Raw genomic sequence first — 19627 nt, 5'->3', positions numbered from 1 at the left:
TGTATAGATCGAATTATGCTGTCTGGAGTCATTAAAATAACAAGGAAAATTCCTGATGTCTTTACGGTTGTTATTCTCCCTGACTGGAAGCAGTCTTATTTTAATATTTACAGGTTGTACGCCATCTTCTCAATATTCAATTAGCGATAGTTTTGGTCCACAGCCCGTTTTACCTGAACCGCAGTCGAGATTGATCCCGACTGTCAATATTGCACCCGCTAAAGGCTGGCCAAAGGGCAAGATGCCTACTACTGTTGAAGGTCTGAAAGTTCAGGCATTTGCCAGTGGATTAGATCATCCGAGATGGTTGTATGTATTGCCGAATGGGGATGTGTTGGTTGCTGAAACAGATGCACCGCCAAAACCAGAGGATAGCAAGGGCATTCGCGGCAAGATCATGAAAATGGTAATGAATCGTGCAGGCTCTTCATTGCCAAGTGCTAATCGAATTCGTTTATTACGAGATAGCAATGGCGATGGCATCGCAGATCAGAATACGGTTTTTCTACAAAATTTAAATTCTCCGTTTGGTATGGCCTTGGTGGGTAACATGCTTTATGTCGCCAATACGGATTCGCTGATGCGTTATCCCTATCAGGAGGATGCAACCCAAATAACAGCGAAAGGGACCAAGGTGCTGGATTTACCCGCTGGGCCGCTCAATCATCATTGGACTAAAAATGTGATAGCCAATCCAGAAGGAACCAAACTTTATATCACGGTAGGTTCAAATAGTAATGTCGGGGAAAATGGGCTGGATCAGGAACAAGGTCGAGCACAGATTCTGGAATATGATATTGCCACAGCAAAGGTCAGACCCTATGCAACGGGACTGCGTAATCCAAATGGCATAGGCTGGCAACCACAGGGTGGACAACTCTGGACGGTCGTTAATGAACGCGATGAACTCGGCAGTGATCTGGTTCCCGATTATATGACCTCTGTTAAAGACGGTGCCTTTTATGGTTGGCCGTATAGCTATTATGGTCAACATGTCGATAAACGGGTAAAACCACAAAATCCTGAGCTGGTTGCACGTGCACTAAAACCTGATTATGCCTTAGGTAACCATACTGCTTCTTTGGGCTTGGCCTTCTATGCGACAGAGCTTATGCCGCAGTATCGTGGAGGTGCATTCATTGGACAACATGGTTCATGGAACCGCAAACCACATAGTGGTTATAAAGTGATTTTCGTGCCTTTTCGAAATGGACAGCCTTATGGTCAACCGCAAGATGTGCTCACAGGTTTCTTAAATGAGAAAGGTGAAGCTTTGGGACGTCCAGTTGGCGTTGCAATTGATTTTTCAGGTGCGCTCTTAGTGGCTGACGATGTGGGTAATACAGTCTGGCGTGTCTCACCTGTGGCACAAACGACCTATGAAAGCCCAACGCAAAAGTATCAGCAGAAAAATTAGATATATCATCTAATTTTGCGCTATCCAAAATGTCGTTATTCATATAATGTTTGTAGAAAATACATCTTTATCGTAAAACATTACAAATCTACTAAATTTTTAGTTCCATACTCAATGGGACATAACAACATGAGGATAGCGTCATGCCACAGTATTTGCGTATCGCTGATAATATTTACAGGCATTTTGAAGAGGAAAAAAAGTTTAACGTTCCACTTCAAGATTGTCTCAATTTCATTGTTAAACAGTTACGTGAAGAACTTAAAGATACCGACTTAAAATTATTGTATAACTACATCGATTTCGTGGAAGGCTTTCAGGATAGGCCGACCAAAGACCATATTAGTATTGATGTTAGTTTAGTCCCCAACTATAAGAATAAAGATGAATTTGTATTGTGGTTAGCTGGCTTTATTGAACGCATCACAGAAGGGGGCGTGAAGAGGCTTCCGCCGATTCATGAGGAAATACCAGCAGAGTTTACATTTGAACGTGATCTGAGCATTATTCTGGCTAAGTTGAAAACCAGTTCTGCTGAGCAGATCCAATCGTATTTTGAAAGTGATGAATATAAGAATAATTAAATTAAAAAAATCATTGCGCTACAACGCTTTTCCATTCCATTGAATTATTTTTTAAAAAAGGCTTTTTTATAGAAGCCTTTTTTATTGTGTCTGTCATTTAAGAAAATCTTCGAAACAAAGCTTCAGTGTCGACGGTGAGAGGACTGTCATTCATTTTTTAGATTTTTATTATTTAATTGTTCTGAAAGATTAATTTAATGTCCTTTAATGATTGAAATCAGAACAGATAGACAGTTATGTATAGTTTGTGTGACACATTATGTATTTATAAAATAAAGCGTGATATAAATAGCGCACTAACGATGAACTTCTTGATGAATGTGTATATCGTAATCCCATTCTCTTCCCCAAGAGCTTGGGATTTTTTTTATTTGAACCTTAGCTTTTTAAAAAATGAGAAGGAGAAATATAAGACAGCAGAGGAGATAAAATTAGAATTGAAATAATGAGAGACGATTTTCAATGTGAATGAAAGCATCTGGAGAATTGGTCTAACAACGCATCCTCCAAACTCAAGAACATGAACGATGTATTACTTTTTTTGCTTAAAACGATATTTGCATTTCAGACAGCGATAGTCCTGAAAAATATTCTTGTCGACCAGAACACCTGCTTTTTTGCCGAAAATATTTCCAATTACTCCACCTGTGATACCTGCACCAATTGCACCGACAAACGTTCCTACCGTACCGCCGACAATCACACCTAAAGGGCCTGCAACTGTACCAATTGCTGCGCCTATTGATGCTCCACTTGCAGCACCACCAACTGTACCCGCCGTGGTTCCTGCGGCCGTGAGTAATACGCCGCCTGTAGTTCTCAATAACTTGTCATGATTACGTGTTTCAATTTCTGTAGAACCACATTTGGGGCATAGTATAGGTTTATCCATAAAACTATCCTGTTTTCTCTATTGATGACTTTGACGTTGCCAAATCAGAAGGGGCGAAATAACTTGCTCACTTTGGAAAAAGTATATGTCTATCTTACGCGATCAGTTGTATACATAACGCATTATGGTTGATTCTAGCGGATACATGAAATAAGTATTTATAGTTCATGTAAATACTTTTACTCTCACCCAGCGCTCTAAGAGCTGGAACTTTTAAGCGTATTGTTGCCCCAGATAAATGAGTATCGCTTCTGCAAGAATAAGGCTGGGAATGGTCGCCTTATTCTTCACTAAAAATAATATGTTGTGTGGCTTAAGCAAAACTAAGGTATTGCTACAGCTTTGGGTTCGTTCAGATGATTTAATTCATGACTGAGCGCGATCGCAAGCTGTTCTGCTTTAGCATAGGCATGTTCTACGGATTGTCGATGACGATCATCCGCAAATTCCTGATATTCAGAAGCAATTTCATAGATTTTATCTACTCCTAAATATTTGCTCACCGTATGCAAGTGTGGAACGAGATGACTCATCTGTTCTCTGATTCCTCCTTTTTCAAAACCAAATTCACCGCTTGAGCTAATAATCACCAACGTTTTGCCAGACAATGTCGGTTGCAAAGGAAAGTCACCGCGTGAAAGATCAAAATCAAAAGTTTTGTTCACGCGAGCGATTTGATCAAACCAGGCTTTGAGCTGAGCTGGCATGCCATAGTTGTACATGGGTGATGAAATGATGATGAGTTCAGCTGCCACAATCTCCGCAATCAATTGATCTGAAAGACCAAGTATTTGTTGTTGTTCAGCGCTTCTTTTTTGTTCTGGTGTAAATGCTGCACCCATCCATTCCTGAGTAATAAAAGGCGGTGGGTTCATGCCTACATCACGATAAATATATTCATCTATAGCGAACTGTTTTTTCCAGCTTTGTATAAAGTGATGGGCAATGTTTTTGGAGATAGAGTTATGGTTTGGGTTAGGATTGTTGGCAGCGCGAATACTGGCATCGATATGTAAGATTGTACTCATTTGATCCGTCTCTGATTGATTGAATATACAGCCATTTTGGAATGAAGTAGAGCACTAGACAAACGAGTAAATCAAAGCTATAGATGATTTTAAGTCATCTATTATTTTTATAGGAGCGTGGCATGCACGTTTCTTTACAGGCATTAAAAGCATTCGAGTCAGCCGCGCGCTTAGGTAGCTTTAAACTGGCCGCTGAGGAACTTTCGCTGACACCTACTGCGATTTCGCATCATGTTGCCAAGCTTGAGCATCGGTTAAGTGTTGATTTATTCCATCGCGAAGTTAGAAAAATTGTCCTCACCGAGATCGGAGAAAAATTAGCGAAGCAGATTTCGCAAGGATTTAGAACAATTGAGAATGCTGTAGAAGAAGTTAGGCTGACGAGCAATGTGGTGAAAGTAACGACGACTTCATCCTTAGCGGCTTTGATTTTAATCCCAGCATTGCATGAATTTTCTTTGATCTATCCCGATATTTCTGTAGAGGTTTCAACAGGAGAGACCCTAGACCAGCAACTCTATAATTTGCCTGTACGTTTGGGCAATATTGCGACGGTGCCTGCCTCAGAGATTATTCGCTACGAAACATTTAATCTGTTTGGCCGACAACAGATTGATCCGCTTGCTGCTGGCGATGAACCTATTGTGATTTTTACTACAGTGTGGAAAAACAAGACATTGGCTGCACCCCCTTTAGAAAAATGGTGTGCGCTAAATGGCATAGCGTCGTCAAATATTATCGTGAAAACTTTTGATCAGGAACTGTTTGGCATTCAGGAAGCACTGGCTGGCAATGGATTTGTATTTGCCTCTACCACGTTAATGAGTCGGTTGCTAAAAATGCAGCAGATCCAGCAATGTCAGACTCAGTCGATTCAGTCAGAACTGTGTTATTACATTCCAGATAAAGACAAGCTCAGCAATCGTAAGACACACGATTTAATTGAATGGCTGGAGCGAAAATTAAATGAATGATTTCGGTTCAAACCCAATATTTCATGATTACTCATGAATGACTGCGTTTGAACCAGTCACCGTGTTGATTTAAGGCAAGAACGTTTCTTGCAAATAGCTCCACAACATTTTGCCATCAATTTCTTCAATCAATGCACAAGAACGGCGGATCAGAATGCCAGACGCTTTGGTATGTTTTTCGGTATAAGTGAGCACAATGGCATCTGGTTTTTGCATTAAAATCTGCTCATCATAGATTTCAATCTGGATATCAGGCATTTTTCCCTGATTATTCGCAAATAAACCTTTAACTTCTTCTAATGAAATACGTTTGCCTGCTGCACCGACCATTTCAAAGTGATCGGCAAAATAGTCAATCAGTAGGGGAAGGTCTTGTTCTGAGTGTTTTCCGCTAAAAATCTTCTCGATCAGGACGTGCATGCTATGGATGCTTTCGATTGCCTGTTCTTTGATAAGAGCCATGTTCATTTCCATTGAAAATTGATTATCTCGCTTTATTTTAAAACAAAAATAAATGTAAAATTCAATATCATTTTAAAATAAATTTGAATTTCCTCTGTTGAGGTCGACTCCAATTTTAACCTTTTTTCTGAAATAAGAGCTAATTTATCAATTGCTTAGTGTTATTAAAACCATTTTTTAATCTTTACTCCACCGCAAAATGATAAATATTGCGTGCTGAATTGGTAAAAAAGGTATAACTTTATACCTGAAATATTATGGAAAATTCCATGTAAAAATAATAATTATAGAGGGAGGAAATTTACCTTATTGAAGGTTTGCCAGAAAAGGAGATGAGTTCTGGTCAACGGAGCCTTTAATAAGAAGACGCATTAGAAAAATACATTGACAAGGAAGCAAGATGGATACGCATTCAACTGAGCCAACACGTGCTCACTCAAATATATATGCATGGTATGTGGTATTACTTTGCATGTTGGCTTACATATTTTCATTTATCGACCGGCAAATACTGGCGCTGATGATTGAGCCAATCAAAGCCGATCTTGGTCTTTCCGATACACAGTTCAGCTTATTACATGGTTTGGCCTTTTCATTGTTTTATGCCTTTATGGGCTTGCCACTGGCTTATCTGGCAGACCGTTTTTCACGTCCAAAAATTATTGCTATCGGGGTGGTGTTCTGGAGTATTGCAACGGCATTTTGTGGTCTAAGTAAAAACTTTATTCAACTGTTTTTGAGTCGTATGGGTGTTGGTGTGGGCGAAGCTGCTTTGTCACCTGCCGCTTATTCGATGTTTAGCGATATGTTTAGTAAGGACAAGCTAGGCCGTGCTGTGGCGGTATATTCGATAGGTTCCTTTGTTGGTGGCGGTATTGCTTTTCTGGTGGGTGGTTATGTGATTGGTTTACTGAAAAATATGGATACCATCATGGTTCCAGTTTTTGGTGCACTCAAGGCATGGCAAGCTGCATTTATTATTGTCGGTCTACCTGGGGTATTTATTGGTTTACTGGTTTTATTGACGGTAAGAGAGCCGCAGCGTAAAGGCCAACGTTTAAATGCACAGGGGCAGGTTGAAAAGACCAGCATGAAAGATGCGTTTAAGTTTATCAAAAAGCATGGCCGTACTTTTAAATGTCATTATTTAGGCTTTACCTTCTACGCAATGGCTTTGTATTGCCTGATCAGCTGGTCGCCCGCATTTTATATGCGTAAGTTTGGTTTAACGCCGACTGAAGCGGGTTACATGCTCGGCAGTGTGCTCTTGGTTGCCAATATTCTAGGCGTATTCTGTGCGGGTTGGTTGAATGACTGGTTTATTCAGAAGGGTCGTAAGGATGCCCCAATGATTACGGGCGTGATTGGTATTGTCGGTTTAATTATCCCGATGATGGTGTTTACGCAAGTGAATGAGTTGTGGTTGTCGGTGGTGTTTCTGGTGCCTGCGATGTTCTTTGCTTCCTTCCCGATGCCGATCTCAACCACCGCTATGCAAATGCTGGCGCCGAATCAGTTACGTGCACAAATTTCAGCAGTCTTCTTGTTGATTAGTAATCTGGTTGCGGTCGGGATAGGGACCACATTGGTGGCATTAATTACCGATAAAATCTTTGAAAATCCACTCATGGTCGGGATGTCACTATCGATTGTCGGAACGATCTCTTGTGTATTGGCCTTCATTTTATTGAAAAAAGGCTGTCAGGCATTTAGTGACAGTATGCAACAGGAGCATGCTTCTTGATCTGATCAAAGTGCAAGCGTTAAGAGCCCATTCTTTTGCAATGGGCTTTGTGCTTTGCCCGTGACATTCATAACAAGGGAGTGAAGTGATGCAAGCGACGTTTAAACTAGATCATTTGCATTATCTGGATGAATTTTTATTATTTCAGTCCAATGATTACCAGACCATTAAAGATCAAATCAGTCATTATCTCTGTCCGCATCGTTTTGATGTTGAAGCCCAAGCGCCGCTGAACACGCGCTTGAATGGTTTTAGTTTTGGCAATGGGGCGCTGTATGATCTGAAATATAGTGCACCCGTGGTGATCTGTATTGATGACAGTTCGAGTTTTTACCTGTTCAGGATTACGCTGGAAGGGCAATGTCAGGTCGGGGCGGCAAACCAGCAACTGCTACAATCCGTAGGTATTATGTCGGTCACGCATCCGCATACCCGACAGCAGATTGTCACCAATCAGCATTGCCGTAATATTATTTTGAAATTGTCTAAACAGGAGATCGAAACCCAGCTGTTTAAAATGCTGGGCCATACCAGTCAGGCGCCTGTCTGGTTTGATAGCGGTTTATCTTGTACTGCGGAAGGGATCAGCTCAATTGTAGAAACGCTGAATTATCTCTGTCATGCCTATTACAATATTCAGAACTGGAGCTTTATCTCAGCCAGTTTTACTCAATATCTGATTGAGCTGATTTTGCTTAAAATCCCCAATAATTATAGTGAGCAATTGAATGCACAGCGTCAGCAGCTTGTGCCAGGCTATATCAAAAAAGCGCAGCAGTATATTCAGGACAATCTGCATCAAGCGATTTCATTGGCAACGTTGAGTCAATATTGTGAGGTATCGATCCGAAGCCTACAAAAGGGCTTTAGCCAATATCTACAGCAGACACCCGTCGAATATATCCGTGAGCAACGTCTGGAACGGGTACATTCCGCTTTACAGCAAGCAGTGGAACATCAAACTGTGACCGATATTTTACTGGATCATGGCATTCAAAGTTTTGGTCATTTCTCTACCTTGTATAAAAAGCGCTTCGGCTGTCTGCCTTCACACACTTTAAAAATGACTCCTGTGCAACTGGGTGAAACACTGTCGTAAATGGAATAATCACTGCGCATTTGGATAAGCCCGTTTACGTTGACCGTTCTATGCTGAATGACAAATCAAGCAGCAGGAACGCACATGAAAATTACAGTACTCGGTGGTGGACACGGATGTTATGCAGCAGCGGCGGAAATGGCAGAAAAAGGTCATGAGGTGAAATTATGGCGCCGTGACCGCGATGCATTGCAACAGCTGGCGGCAACAGGCGAACTTAAGATTAAAGATTATCAGGGAGATCGTGTTGTCACTGTCGGTTTTGAGCAGAGTCAGATTAATCTGACCGATGATTTACAACATGCCATTCAGCATGCTGAGCTGATTATTATTCCTTTACCTGCAACGACACATCTGGATTTGGCTCAGCAGGCTGCACCTTTCTTTCAAGCGGGCCAAGTGGTGTATTTACCGCCAGCAACTTTCGGTACTTTTATTTTTGCCAAAGCCATGCGCGAGGCTGGTAACACAGCTCAAGTGGCTTTTGCCGAAACAGGAACCTTACCGTATTTGGTGCGTAAGCACGGCGTGAATCAGATCGTGGTAAGTGGCTATGCGACCCGTCTACCAACGGGGGTATTCCCAAGCAGCTTGTCCGAACATGCATTCCAAATTTTGAAACAGGCGTATCCAAGTGTTGAGCCAATTGAAGATAGCTTGAGTGGTGCATTAATGAATGCTGGACCGATTATTCATCCACCGTTGATTTTGATGAACGCGGGGCCACTGGAACATTTTGAGGCTTGGGATATTCATAATGAAGGGACACAACCGTCGATTCGCCGTGTCACCAATCAGCTTGACGCAGAGCGTATGCGTGTACGGGAAGCATTGGGTTATTCTGCACCGCATTTTCCGCTGGCAGACCACTACAATAAAGCGGGTGAAGGGGATGAATGGATGTATGGCCGTGGGGCTCATGGCAAATTAACCGATAGTGGTGACTGGCGTGAGGACATCAACTTACAGACACATCGTTACATGCTGGAAGATACGCGTCTGGGGCTATCCTTTCTGGTATCAGTGGGATGTTGGGCGGGTGTCGCTACCCCAGTGGCAGAAGGACTACTGAATATTGCTTCTGCGGTGACAGGCAAGGATTTGTATCAGGACGGACGGACGTTTGAGAATCTGGGGCTGGCAGATAAAAGCAAAGCTGAGTTGCAAGCGACTTTGCAGCAAGGAGTCTAGGATGAACCCAATTCAACAGGTTGCTGTACTTGGCGCTGGGCGAATGGGCAAAGCCATTGCCATTGCCTTTGCCTATGCGGGATTAAACGTGGCCTTAATTGATGCCCGACAACGCACGGAGGCTGAGTTTGAGCAATATCAGGCTCAGATCCAAACCGACTTAAAACAAGAATTGCAGTTGCTGGAAAATATCCAGTTTATTCAATCTGAACAAACCGTATTTATTCTGGATCAGATTAAGATTTTAAGTCGCGAGGCTTCAATATCGGTCTTAGCGCACTGTGATCTGGTGATGGAAGGTGTACCCGAGGTCAGGCAAGCCAAAGAAGATATTTTTACTTGGCTAGATCATTATATTACGCCGACTTGTATTGTTGCATCGACGACGTCAACCTTTCTGGTCACTGATATTGCGCACATGATTTCTCATCCAGAACGGGTGGTGAATGCGCATTGGCTCAATCCTGCCTATCTGATTCCGCTGGTTGAGTTAAGTCGTTCTAAGCAAACTTCAGATGAGGCGGTAAATACCTTGAAAAGCTTCTTGCAGGCAATTGGTAAAGTACCTGTGGTCTGTAATGCTCGAGCAGGTTATATCGTGCCGCGGATTCAGGCGCTGGCAATGAATGAAGCGGCGCGAATGGTGGAAGAAGGTGTGGCTTCGGCAGAAGATATTGATATCGCTATTCGAACAGGATTCGGCCTGCGCTTTTCTGTACTGGGCTTACTGGAATTTATTGACTGGGGAGGTGGCGATATTTTGTATTATGCTTCGCAATATTTGCAGCAGGAACTTGGGGAGCGTTATCGAACGCCTGAGATTATTGCCGAGAATATGCGACAGCAACGTAATGGCTTGAGAGAAAAGCAGGGTTTTTATAATTATCAGCAAGTTGATATTGCAGCTTATAAACAGCAAGTACTGCATACTTTTTCAGACCGAATCGCCGCAAATCAGCTCAAACCGCCGTTTAATATTTTCAATCAGCAATAGATTTGATTGAAACCTAAGCCCATCTCTGAATAGACATGGGCTTTTTGCTGTTTTAGCTGGATGGCATCAAATCAAACAGTTTTTTCAATTGACCATTCAGCTGATGCAGTTCAGCATCATCAAAAGCATTCAGAATCCCGGATAACGTCACCTGACTGATCTGATTAATTTGTTCGACCAGCTCTTTACCTTTGTCGGTAAGTTTGACCATTGAGATGCGTTCATCTGCTTCTGATGAAAAAACTTGCACAATATCATCTTCAACCAGACGATAAATGGCTTTAGTTGCCGTCGTTAGTTTGAGCGTAGAAAGGTTGGCAATCTCGGTAATGCTCGCTTGTTGCAGGACATTGGTACTTAAAATAATTTTACGACGTGTATTATCGATTCCTAATTTTTTTATTGATTTTTCAATAAGCTGTGTGTATTTACCATTCACCTGCGAGATCCAGAAAAAAGGATAGCTTTGTAAGCTGCTCGGTTCATTGTTAGGTAGAAATTGTTCTAAATGAGTAAGCATAGCCAAGTCGTAACTTTATAAAAATGGACGATGATCATTATACAAAAATTAGAAACATTTTCTTTGTTCTTCATCATGAAAAATACTTGACAATTACATTACTTTTTCCGATATTTGTATTAATTATAAAAATACATGGAAAAGTGAATGAATATTGTTGTACAAGAGGTACACAAAGGTACAGGTGCACTGAAGGTCATGGTGAAAGATTCCATTGATATTCAAGGTATGAAAACCATGGCGGGCAGTAAAGCCTTGATGCAGAGTCAAGCCGCAACTGCCAATGCCGAAGTCGTCGAGCGTATTTTGGCAGCAGATTGTCAAATTACGGCGAAAACCAATTTGCATGAACTGGCTTTCGGGATCACAGGGATTAACCATACCTTTGGTACGGCGATTAACCCGAAATATCCTGAATTGATTCCAGGTGGATCATCTAGCGGTTCTGCGGCGGCAGTTGCAGCGGGTCTGGCAGATTTCACATTAGGCACGGATACAGGTGGTTCGATTCGTATGCCTGCGGCATGTTGTGGAGTGTATGGGTTAAAACCAACCTTTGGGCGAGTCAGCCGTCAAGGTGTCCATCCAGCAAGCAGTTCACTGGATTGTGTTGGCCCTTTTGCAAATTCAGTCGAAATGATTGAAAGCGCCATGCAAATCATTGATCCAACGTTTCATGCACAGGTTGAATTAGCACAGGCACCGAAATTGGCGTGGCTCAATGTCCCTGCTGATTCAGACGTCATTGAGACGATCCAGCATTATCTGACCCAAGCCAACCTGACAGCATCAGCTGTGACGCTGGAAGGCTTTGAAGCCGCCTTCAATGCGGGCATGCAGATCATTAATTATGAAAATTGGCAGGCTTACGGTGAGTTGACCCAAACAGGCTTGCTGGGTGCAGACGTCAATGGGCGTTTATTGAAAGCAGCCGACACCACATTGGCCCAAGTCAAACAGGCAGAACAGGTTAAAGCAGATTTTACCGCTGAGATTGATGCTTTGCTGACCCAATACGATGCCTTGATTTTACCGACTTTGCCGCAGCTGCCGCCTAAGGTTGCTGATGCTGAAAATACCGTGGCTTTTTTAAATCTTACTGGTCTGGTTCGACCATTTAATCTTTCTGGGCATCCTGCGATTTCAGTACCACTGGAAACTAAACAAGGTCTGCCAGTAGGTTTGCAAATTGTGGTGAAACGGAATGCAGATGAATATTTGTGTGCGATTGCGAAATATATCGTGAAAGCTGCGCAATAAATGACAAGGAATTAGGGAATGAATCATTTAGCGACAAAGGAATTTGTAATGGACAGCAATACAACGCAATTAGATGCCTTATGTCAGGAAATTCGTGAACGTGCCTGCACAGGGGAGTTCGATAATCAGGCCTATGTCAGTCAGGACATCATCGACAAACTAAAACAGATTGGCGTTTACCGTGCTTTGGTTCCAAAACGTTTTGGCGGCAATGAATGGTCTCCAAAACAGTTTTGTGAATTGATCGAACAATTGTCAAAGGCCGATGGCTCAGTTGGTTGGGTCGCAAGTTTTGGTATGAGTCCTGCCTATTTGGGCAGTTTGCCAGAAGCAACGCTTGAGCAGTTGTATAAAGATAGCCCTGACATTGTGTTTGCAGGTGGTATTTTTCCACCACAACCCGCTGAAATTACCGATGCAGGTGTGGTGGTGAGTGGGCGCTGGAAATTTTCCAGTGGCTGTATGGGCGCGGATATTGTCGGTGTTGGCATTTCTCCACAAAAGGACAACGAAGCCCAAGGTCTACCGCGTATGGCGGTAATGCCAGCCAATAAAGCTCAAATCGATATGACGTGGGACACGGTCGGTCTGAAAGGTACAGGCAGCCATGATTTGGTGGTGAAAGATGTGCTGGTGGCGAAGGAGTGGACTTTTATCCGTGGTGAACCTTCAAAACTTCCTGAGCCATTTTTTAAATATCCATCTTTATCTTTAGCCACTCAGGTCTTAACCGTGGTGGGGATCGGCGTTGCTGCTGCAGCGATCGAAGAATTTCAAAAACTGGCACCCGGTAAATCTTCGATTACTGGTGGGGCCGAAATTGCCAATCGTCCAGTGACTCAATATGAGTTTGCCCAAGCTGAAGCTGAGTTTAAGGCTGCACGCGTCTGGTTCTACGACACTATGCAAATCGTCTGGAATGAAGTGCTGGCAGGACGTATCCCAAGCGCAGAACAGATCAGTGATATGCGTTTGTCTTGCACCCATGTGGCCCGTGTTTGTGCCCGTGTAACGCGCAAAATCCAGATGCTGGCAGGGATGACAGCCATTTATACCCATAACCCATTTAGCCGCTTTGTGAATGATACCAATGTGGTGACCCAGCATGCCTTTATGGGCGATGCCACTTTACAGAATGCAGGTTTGGTCAGCTTTGGCATGAAACCAGCACCCGGTTATTTATAAGCCTAATTGGATTAAAGATTGTAATGGCAAGGATGAATGACATGAATGCGCAAGTGGATTTAACGGCGATATTACAACGTCTACAACAGCTTGAAGCCCAAAATGCGATCCGTAACTGTATTAACCGTTATATGGAAATTTGTGATGCCTTGAATGCTGATACCAACCTGAATGAATTGATGGATTTATTTGATCAGGACAGCATTTGGGAAGGCATAGGCGAAAAATATGCGCAGTCTTTTGGTCGTTACGCTTCATGGCAAGCCATTTATGACATGTTCAAAAGCTACACCCAAAAGCAGTCGCATTTTGTCATGAATGCGCATTTTGTTAGCTCAGAGCAAATGTATATCGAAGCAGATCAGGCCAATGCCAGCTGGTTGATGTTGCAAACCTCAACCTTCCGTGATGGTCGTAGCCATTTAAATGCCGCCAAACTCACCGTGCAATTTAAACAGCAAAGCGATGGTCGCTGGAAGATCAAACATTTTCAGACTGAAAACATTTTTAGTCGCCCTGTATCGCACTGGGACAGTACAGCCACATTGCCAGTACCGTCTCAGCAATAAATTGATGGATAGATCGAAAAGGATAGTTGATATGAACAGTATTATTCCAATGCGTAACATTGAAATGGATTACAACGAGTTAGTTCAAAGTGATCGTGCCCACACATCTTTATATAAAGATGAACGCATCTTTGAAGAAGAGATGGAAAAGATTTATTACAGCACTTGGGTGTGGGTGGCACATGCCAGCGAGATTCCTGATGCAGGCAGTTATAAGACCATCAATATTGGCAAGCAACCTGTTGTGGTGGTGCGTGACCGTAAGAAAAAAGTGCATGTTCTGCTGAACCGTTGTCGTCATCGTGCTGCAACCGTTTGCGAACATAAAAAAGGTAAAACCAACAGTTTTGTTTGTCCATATCATGGCTGGAGTTATGCACTGGATGGTTCATTACGCGGCGTGCCTTCACCTGAAAGCTATGGCGAATGTCTGGATAAATCTGAATTTCCATTAATCAGCCTGCGTGTTGAAGAATACAACGGCATGATTTTCGCGACCTTTAAACAGGATATTGAACCTTTAGAAGATTTCCTCGGCGCTGCGAAAAAGTGGATCGACTTATTCATGAAACAAGGCGCAGGTTATCCGATCAAAGTGTTAGGTGAACATCGTTTCCGTTTTCCGGGTAACTGGAAAATCCAGCTGGAAAATACTACAGATGCTTACCACTTCCCATTGGTACACAAGTCATTCTTAAGTTCAGTCGATGAAAAAACCGAAGAACTGTTTAACTTTGAAAATCAACCGGGCTATGTCGAAGACTTAGGCAATGGTCACAGTGTGATGGTGATGATTCCTGAACTGGTTGATCTGGATGAAGAATTGATGGAGCGTCCGATTCAGGAACGTTTTGAAGACCTCGCTCAAGCCTTACGTGATGAAGGACACGAAGAACTGGAAGTACGCCGTATTGTGCGTGCGGTGGGTGGTTCTGGATTTAACCTGAACCTGTTCCCGAATATTGCCTGCTCAATGGCGTTCTTCCGTGTCATGCAACCGATTTCTGTCAATGAAACTGAAATTCATCATTCCGTCATTACCATGGATGGTGGCCCACAAATTGCCAACCAGTATCGTTTACGTCTACACGAACATTTCCAAGGGCCGTTTGGCTTCGGTACACCAGATGATTCAGAAGCATGGGAGCGGGTACAACATGGTGCCAATGCTGGTAATGATTTATGGATCATGCTGAATCGCGGTCTGCCAGGTGAAGTCAAAACTGAAGATGGCTTAAAGAGCGATGTGAGTGCTGAAACAGGGATGCGTGCTGCTTATCAGCAGTGGAAAAAGTTGATGACGGCTTAAGGAGAGTGCCATGAAAACCGATTTAAATTTACTCAATGAAGTGACTGCATTTGTTTGGGCAGAAGCGGATATGCTGGATCATTCTGAGCATGATAGCTGGCTGGATCTCTGGAATGAAAAAGGTGTGTACATTATCCCGATCGATCCAAAACTGACGGATTATGAAAATAATCTGAACTATGCTTATGACGATCATCACATGCGTAAATTACGCGTTGCCCGTCTGGAAAATGGCGAGGCGATTTCAGCATCTCCAAAAGCAAATACGGTACGTAGTGTGTCACGTGTTCGTATTCTCAAAGATGAAGATGGTGAAATTGTCTTACGTTGCGCACAAAACTTGCGTGAGTTCCGCAAAGAAAATCTTAAACATTATACCGCTGACGTGACTTTCCATTTGGTTCGTGATGCAGAACAAGGGTTTAAGATCAACCGCAAAATTATCAATTTAGTTAACTCGACCGATACCTTGGCGGGTATCAGTTACATTCTCTAGGAGCAAAAAATGAAACAGGTTGTTTTAGTCACAGGTGCCGCTTCTGGTTTAGGGAATGTCATTGCCGAATATTTTGCAGCGCAAGGGCATCAGGTGATCCTGTCCGCCAGTACTTTAGAGAAAGCAAAGCAAGCCAAAGCACGTAGCCCACATGCAGAGAATCTATTTCCACTGAAACTGGATATTTCCGTTGAGGCTGATTTTCATGCAGCTGTGCAGTGGATTCAGCAGACATTCTCAAAACTGGATGTGTTAATCAACAATGCCACCATGACCAAAGCAACGCCTGTTTTAGAAATTAGCGCGGCGGATTTTGACATGATCACGCAAGTGAATCAGCGTGGTACGTTCCAGTCTTGCCAGATCATTGGCAAATATATGGCAGCGCAAGGTTATGGTCGTATCGTCAATATGGCATCTCTAGCCGGACAAAATGGCGGTACTGCCACTGGTGCGCATTATGCAGCAACCAAAGGTGCCATTATTACCCTGACCAAAATCTTTGCCAAAGAGTTTGCAGCCCAAGGCGTTACGGTGAATGCGATTGCGCCTGGGCCAATGGAATCACCGATTGTACATAGCGTCGTGTCTGACGAAAAAATGGCGCAATTTATTCAAAATATTCCCGTCAAGGCATTAGGCAGCATGGAGTTTATTGCCGAGACCTGTGCGCTATTGGCAAGTCCAAGTGCAGCTTTTGTGACAGGGGCAACATGGGATATTAACGGTGGATTATTTATGCGTTAAGCCTTAGGCAAGATGCATATCAGGGAGAGAAATCATGACGATACTGTATAACGTGGTGGTAAAAAACCGTCATGTCGAAGGTGGGAATGTTGCAGTCATGGAATTTGAATCTGCAAATTCGACCGTATTACCCAAAATTGAAGCGGGTGCGCATATTGATGTGCACCTCCCGAATGGCATGGTGCGTCAGTACTCATTATGTCAAAACCCGAATGATGTCGGTAAGTTTAGACTTGGGATTTTACGCGATCCAGAATCACGTGGCGGTTCAGTGTCGGCCTTTGATGATTTAAAGGATGGCATGCAGATTCAGGTCAGTGAACCCAAAAACCTGTTTCCTTTAGTGAAATCTAAACATGCTGTGTTGGTGGGAGGTGGTATAGGGATTACCCCACTGATTACGATGGCTTATCAGTTGGCACAGGAAGGCACTTCTTTTGAACTGCATTACTGCGGTGCAAGCCCAGAACGCTGTGCTTTTGTCGATGAAATTAAAAATGGCATCTTGGCACCTTTTACGACCTTTCACTTTAAATCGGAAGGGGCGAGTCACCGTGAGTTTTTTCAGTCAGCCATTCAAGACATTGATAAAGACAGCCATATCTATACTTGTGGCCCGAATGGATTTATGGATTGGGTGATTAATTTAGCCCTGACACAGAATTTCCCTGAAAAGCAAATCCATAAGGAATATTTTCAGGTTGAAGTAGAAACAGGTGGTGATGCATTTGAAGTCGTGGCGCAGCAAAGTGGCAAGATCATTATGGTCAATGCAGAAGAAACCATTTTGCAGGCGTTGGCGCGTGAAGGCATCGAGATTGAAATGTCATGTGAACAAGGCGTTTGCGGTACCTGTATGTGCGATGTGATCGAAGGTGAACCTGATCATCGCGACGTGTATTTTACCGATGAAGAAAAAGCCAGTAACGAGCAGATATTGGTGTGCTGTTCACGTTCTAAGTCAGCACGGTTGGTACTGGATATTTAAGCGATTTAATCAGGATAAATTGGTATCAAATATCGGCCAGAAACAGGATAAAAGATTCAGGAGAGAATAATGAATTCACTAAAATCAATGGATGAAATAACAATAGATCCAATGCGATTCAGACGTGCTTTGGGAAATTTTGCGACAGGTGTCACTATCATGACCGCGCAAAATGAACAAGGTGAAAAGGTGGGCGTGACTGCTAATAGTTTTAATTCAGTGTCTTTAGATCCACCGCTAATTTTATGGAGTATTGATAAAAACTCATCTAGTTTCCCGGTATTTGAACAGGCTTCACATTTTGCCGTGAATATTCTATCGGGCTCGCAGATCGAGTTATCCAATAAATTTTCACGCCGTAATATCGATAAATATGAAGGCACCAGTTATCAGACTGGGGCAGGTCAGGCCCCCATTCTGGATCACTGTTCTGCGGTGTTTGAATGTGAGCGTCATGACATTATTGAAGGTGGTGATCACTGGATTATTATTGGCAAAGTGGTACGTTTCCGTGATGAGGGACGTAGTCCGCTGGTTTATCATCAAGGGGCTTACTCGGGTGTGATTCCTCATCCTTTACTTCAGTTAAAAGAGACGGTTGAAGCTGAAGACATTGGTGAAATGCATCAAGGCCATTTATATAGCAATGTTTGCTATCTGATGAGCCGTGCATTCAAGTTTTATCAGACCGATTATATTCCCAAGCAACTGGTAACTGGTTTCCGTACTAGTGAAGCGCGTTTATTATTGGTGCTCGGTAGCGGGACTGCGTCGAATAAGGCAGATTTGCCACGTGATATTGCCATGCCGATGCGAGAAGTGGAGCAGGCTGCATCGATTTTACAAAAGGACGGTTTGCTGATTGAGAGCGACGGATTTTTTAAACTGACCGAAAAAGGCAAAAAAACTGCACACTATCTATTTGATATTGCAGATAGCCATCAAAATGAGGTGTTTGAAAAATATTCAGATGAGCAAAAAGATATTTTTATTACCATGTTAAGAGACTTTGCTGGTGTAGCATAAGCAGGATGAGGCTGATAAGTTGAAACGATTTATCAGCTTTCTTATATTAATTCTCTAAGCAATCAATAAAAAGAATGTGCAAGGACGTATATTTGACAGAAAAATTTAACGCGTGAATACCGTAGCAACAAGGACGTGAGCGGATGAACCAATATGTAAGTGATGCACTGTTAAGCTGGACGCATCATATTAAAAATGTATGCGGCAATTTTGAAACGGATTTTGATGGTACCCGTAATTTATTTATTGGTGAGGTGCAGTGTTTTTTATTGGGTGATACAGAGATTGCTTTTATCAAAAATAACGCTAATAAAATTGTCCGAAAAGCGGATGAGGTCGATCGGGTCAATAATCGGTTTTGTTTTTTGATTTTGCAGTATTCGGGAAAAATGCTGCTGAATTATAAAGATGAAACCTTAACCTTGAATGAGGGTGATATCGTTTTACTTGATCCTGTTGAAACCATTTCGATGTTTCCACAAGGTTTGGTGAGTCAAATTTCGGTGCATCTGTCGCGGGAAAAGCTACTGAAAGAGCATATTAGTTCAGAGTATTTTGGCAAACTCATTACCCAAAATATGAGCGGTTTTTTACTTAAGAATATTCTGAAAAATATGTCGCCTGAAAATATTAAACTTTGGTATGCGACTGAGGATGGTAATGCATTTGAAGATGCACTGATTGCCCTAATCAAGCCGACCATTAATTATAAAAATATGAATCATGCCGATAATCTTTTAGAAAAAGCCGAGCGCTATATTATTGAGAATTTAGCTAAACCTGATCTTTCTCCCAAGCTAATTGCCGCACATATTGGTGTATCGCTACGGCATCTTTATCGATTATTTGTCCAAGAAAACCTATCGATTAACAAATATATACAGCTCAAACGATTGGAAAGAGTCAAAACAGATCTGCTGGATAAAAGAAATAAACAAAGTTCGATTACCCAGCTTGCCTTGAAATGGGGCTTTTGGGATGGCGCTCATTTCTCAAAAATCTTTAAAAAAACCTATGGCATCTCTCCGAAAGAATTTAGGGAAACGATGTTGGCTTAAGCATTTTTGATGTCATTTTTAGACAAGTTCGAGGTCATTCCTGAACAAGCTAGACCGATGCAACTGTGTTGAAATTAAATCAAT

At 42.6% G+C, this 19627-nt stretch carries 20 protein-coding genes; 16 read left to right on the top strand and 4 right to left on the bottom strand.

Translation table 11 applies throughout. From position 1 onward, the window contains the following. The first annotated feature begins 55 nt into the window (after positions 1-55). Positions 56-1417 (top strand): PQQ-dependent sugar dehydrogenase, encoded by a 1362-nt coding sequence (locus IEV36_RS15995; RefSeq protein WP_005256485.1) that lies wholly within the window; start codon positions 56-58, stop codon positions 1415-1417. A 143-nt stretch (positions 1418-1560) separates the two neighbouring features. Continuing rightward, a complete protein-coding gene (locus IEV36_RS15990; protein WP_004771085.1) occupies positions 1561-2001 on the top strand; it encodes a hypothetical protein in 441 nt (146 codons plus the stop codon). Positions 2002-2533: 532 nt separating this feature from the next. Here IEV36_RS15990 and IEV36_RS15985 read toward each other — a convergent pair. Both IEV36_RS15985 and IEV36_RS15980 read right to left on the bottom strand, forming a co-directional pair. Then, on the bottom strand, positions 2534-2893 hold the full coding sequence (locus IEV36_RS15985; RefSeq protein WP_005256487.1) for a hypothetical protein: 360 nt from the start codon (positions 2891-2893) through the stop codon (positions 2534-2536). Between the two features lie 323 nt (positions 2894-3216). Next, entirely contained in the window at positions 3217-3921 is a 705-nt protein-coding gene (locus tag IEV36_RS15980; protein WP_005256489.1) for an FMN-dependent NADH-azoreductase, read from the bottom strand. Between the two features lie 122 nt (positions 3922-4043). On the opposite strand from IEV36_RS15980, the gene IEV36_RS15975 reads away from it, so the two are divergent. Then, complete coding sequence (locus tag IEV36_RS15975; RefSeq protein WP_005256491.1) at positions 4044-4895, top strand: LysR family transcriptional regulator; 852 nt, start codon at positions 4044-4046, stop codon at positions 4893-4895. A gap of 69 nt (positions 4896-4964) precedes the next feature. On the opposite strand, the gene IEV36_RS15970 is transcribed toward IEV36_RS15975, so the two are convergent. Then, on the bottom strand, positions 4965-5357 hold the full coding sequence (locus IEV36_RS15970; protein ID WP_005256493.1) for a hypothetical protein: 393 nt from the start codon (positions 5355-5357) through the stop codon (positions 4965-4967). Positions 5358-5757: 400 nt separating this feature from the next. On the opposite strand from IEV36_RS15970, the gene IEV36_RS15965 reads away from it, so the two are divergent. The 4 genes from IEV36_RS15965 to IEV36_RS15950 all read left to right on the top strand — a co-directional run bounded on the left by IEV36_RS15965 (position 5758) and on the right by IEV36_RS15950 (position 10385). Then, positions 5758-7101, top strand: a complete 1344-nt coding sequence (locus IEV36_RS15965; protein ID WP_004771091.1) for a spinster family MFS transporter — start codon at positions 5758-5760, stop codon at positions 7099-7101. 88 nt (positions 7102-7189) lie between these two features. Next, a complete protein-coding gene (locus IEV36_RS15960; RefSeq protein ID WP_005256494.1) occupies positions 7190-8200 on the top strand; it encodes an AraC-like ligand-binding domain-containing protein in 1011 nt (336 codons plus the stop codon). A gap of 84 nt (positions 8201-8284) precedes the next feature. Continuing rightward, entirely contained in the window at positions 8285-9391 is a 1107-nt protein-coding gene (locus tag IEV36_RS15955; RefSeq protein ID WP_005256497.1) for an NAD/NADP-dependent octopine/nopaline dehydrogenase family protein, read from the top strand. A gap of 1 nt (position 9392) precedes the next feature. After that, on the top strand, positions 9393-10385 hold the full coding sequence (locus IEV36_RS15950) for a 3-hydroxybutyryl-CoA dehydrogenase (protein ID WP_005256499.1): 993 nt from the start codon (positions 9393-9395) through the stop codon (positions 10383-10385). A gap of 52 nt (positions 10386-10437) precedes the next feature. On the opposite strand, the gene IEV36_RS15945 is transcribed toward IEV36_RS15950, so the two are convergent. Next, the gene (locus IEV36_RS15945) at positions 10438-10905 is read right to left on the bottom strand and encodes a MarR family winged helix-turn-helix transcriptional regulator (RefSeq protein ID WP_005256500.1); all 468 of its coding nucleotides are present in this window, start codon (positions 10903-10905) and stop codon (positions 10438-10440) included. A gap of 147 nt (positions 10906-11052) precedes the next feature. Between IEV36_RS15945 and IEV36_RS15940 the strand changes: the two genes are divergently transcribed. The 9 genes from IEV36_RS15940 (at position 11053) to feaR (ending at position 19543) form a co-directional block, all read left to right on the top strand. Beyond that, complete coding sequence (locus IEV36_RS15940; protein ID WP_005256503.1) at positions 11053-12165, top strand: amidase; 1113 nt, start codon at positions 11053-11055, stop codon at positions 12163-12165. A gap of 18 nt (positions 12166-12183) precedes the next feature. Then, positions 12184-13350, top strand: coding sequence for an acyl-CoA dehydrogenase family protein (locus IEV36_RS15935; protein WP_005256504.1), 1167 nt, complete (start codon positions 12184-12186; stop codon positions 13348-13350). Positions 13351-13391: 41 nt separating this feature from the next. After that, on the top strand, positions 13392-13919 hold the full coding sequence (locus tag IEV36_RS15930) for a nuclear transport factor 2 family protein (protein ID WP_005256506.1): 528 nt from the start codon (positions 13392-13394) through the stop codon (positions 13917-13919). Between the two features lie 31 nt (positions 13920-13950). Then, positions 13951-15228: an aromatic ring-hydroxylating oxygenase subunit alpha gene (locus IEV36_RS15925; RefSeq protein WP_005256508.1), complete on the top strand. Its 1278-nt coding sequence runs from the start codon at positions 13951-13953 to the stop codon at positions 15226-15228. 10 nt (positions 15229-15238) lie between these two features. Further along, the gene (locus tag IEV36_RS15920) at positions 15239-15724 is read left to right on the top strand and encodes an aromatic-ring-hydroxylating dioxygenase subunit beta (RefSeq protein WP_005256510.1); all 486 of its coding nucleotides are present in this window, start codon (positions 15239-15241) and stop codon (positions 15722-15724) included. Between the two features lie 9 nt (positions 15725-15733). Next, positions 15734-16471: an SDR family NAD(P)-dependent oxidoreductase gene (locus IEV36_RS15915; protein WP_005256512.1), complete on the top strand. Its 738-nt coding sequence runs from the start codon at positions 15734-15736 to the stop codon at positions 16469-16471. Positions 16472-16505: 34 nt separating this feature from the next. After that, positions 16506-17459 (top strand): PDR/VanB family oxidoreductase, encoded by a 954-nt coding sequence (locus tag IEV36_RS15910; protein WP_005256514.1) that lies wholly within the window; start codon positions 16506-16508, stop codon positions 17457-17459. Between the two features lie 66 nt (positions 17460-17525). Next, on the top strand, positions 17526-18485 hold the full coding sequence (locus tag IEV36_RS15905; RefSeq protein ID WP_171067002.1) for a p-hydroxyphenylacetate 3-hydroxylase reductase component: 960 nt from the start codon (positions 17526-17528) through the stop codon (positions 18483-18485). Positions 18486-18628: 143 nt separating this feature from the next. Further along, positions 18629-19543 carry a transcriptional regulator FeaR gene (feaR, locus tag IEV36_RS15900; RefSeq protein WP_004771104.1) on the top strand — a complete coding sequence of 305 codons (915 nt, stop codon included), beginning with the start codon at positions 18629-18631 and terminating at the stop codon, positions 19541-19543. Positions 19544-19627 lie beyond the last annotated feature (84 nt).

Origin of the sequence: Acinetobacter vivianii (assembly GCF_014635885.1) — a bacterium.
GTDB classification, from domain to species: domain Bacteria; phylum Pseudomonadota; class Gammaproteobacteria; order Pseudomonadales; family Moraxellaceae; genus Acinetobacter; species Acinetobacter vivianii.
The sequence above is the reverse complement of the archived record's forward strand: the minus strand, read 5'-3'. Positions and strand labels throughout refer to the sequence as shown.

Bases quoted from the DNA above. Each gene is read 5' to 3' on its own strand.
- IEV36_RS15995 (WP_005256485.1), top strand. From the start codon at position 56: ATGTCTTTACGGTTGTTATTCTCCCTGACTGGAAGCAGTCTTATTTTA.
- IEV36_RS15945 (WP_005256500.1), bottom strand. From the start codon at position 10,905: ATGCTTACTCATTTAGAACAATTTCTACCTAACAATGAACCGAGCAGC.
- IEV36_RS15990 (WP_004771085.1), top strand. From the start codon at position 1,561: ATGCCACAGTATTTGCGTATCGCTGATAATATTTACAGGCATTTTGAA.
- IEV36_RS15930 (WP_005256506.1), top strand. From the start codon at position 13,392: ATGAATGCGCAAGTGGATTTAACGGCGATATTACAACGTCTACAACAG.
- IEV36_RS15955 (WP_005256497.1), top strand. From the start codon at position 8,285: ATGAAAATTACAGTACTCGGTGGTGGACACGGATGTTATGCAGCAGCG.
- IEV36_RS15950 (WP_005256499.1), top strand. From the start codon at position 9,393: ATGAACCCAATTCAACAGGTTGCTGTACTTGGCGCTGGGCGAATGGGC.
- IEV36_RS15985 (WP_005256487.1), bottom strand. From the start codon at position 2,893: ATGGATAAACCTATACTATGCCCCAAATGTGGTTCTACAGAAATTGAA.
- IEV36_RS15975 (WP_005256491.1), top strand. From the start codon at position 4,044: ATGCACGTTTCTTTACAGGCATTAAAAGCATTCGAGTCAGCCGCGCGC.
- IEV36_RS15915 (WP_005256512.1), top strand. From the start codon at position 15,734: ATGAAACAGGTTGTTTTAGTCACAGGTGCCGCTTCTGGTTTAGGGAAT.
- IEV36_RS15965 (WP_004771091.1), top strand. From the start codon at position 5,758: ATGGATACGCATTCAACTGAGCCAACACGTGCTCACTCAAATATATAT.
- IEV36_RS15925 (WP_005256508.1), top strand. From the start codon at position 13,951: ATGAACAGTATTATTCCAATGCGTAACATTGAAATGGATTACAACGAG.
- IEV36_RS15980 (WP_005256489.1), bottom strand. From the start codon at position 3,921: ATGAGTACAATCTTACATATCGATGCCAGTATTCGCGCTGCCAACAAT.
- IEV36_RS15910 (WP_005256514.1), top strand. From the start codon at position 16,506: ATGACGATACTGTATAACGTGGTGGTAAAAAACCGTCATGTCGAAGGT.
- IEV36_RS15940 (WP_005256503.1), top strand. From the start codon at position 11,053: ATGAATATTGTTGTACAAGAGGTACACAAAGGTACAGGTGCACTGAAG.
- IEV36_RS15935 (WP_005256504.1), top strand. From the start codon at position 12,184: ATGAATCATTTAGCGACAAAGGAATTTGTAATGGACAGCAATACAACG.
- IEV36_RS15960 (WP_005256494.1), top strand. From the start codon at position 7,190: ATGCAAGCGACGTTTAAACTAGATCATTTGCATTATCTGGATGAATTT.
- IEV36_RS15970 (WP_005256493.1), bottom strand. From the start codon at position 5,357: ATGGCTCTTATCAAAGAACAGGCAATCGAAAGCATCCATAGCATGCAC.
- feaR (WP_004771104.1), top strand. From the start codon at position 18,629: ATGAACCAATATGTAAGTGATGCACTGTTAAGCTGGACGCATCATATT.
- IEV36_RS15920 (WP_005256510.1), top strand. From the start codon at position 15,239: ATGAAAACCGATTTAAATTTACTCAATGAAGTGACTGCATTTGTTTGG.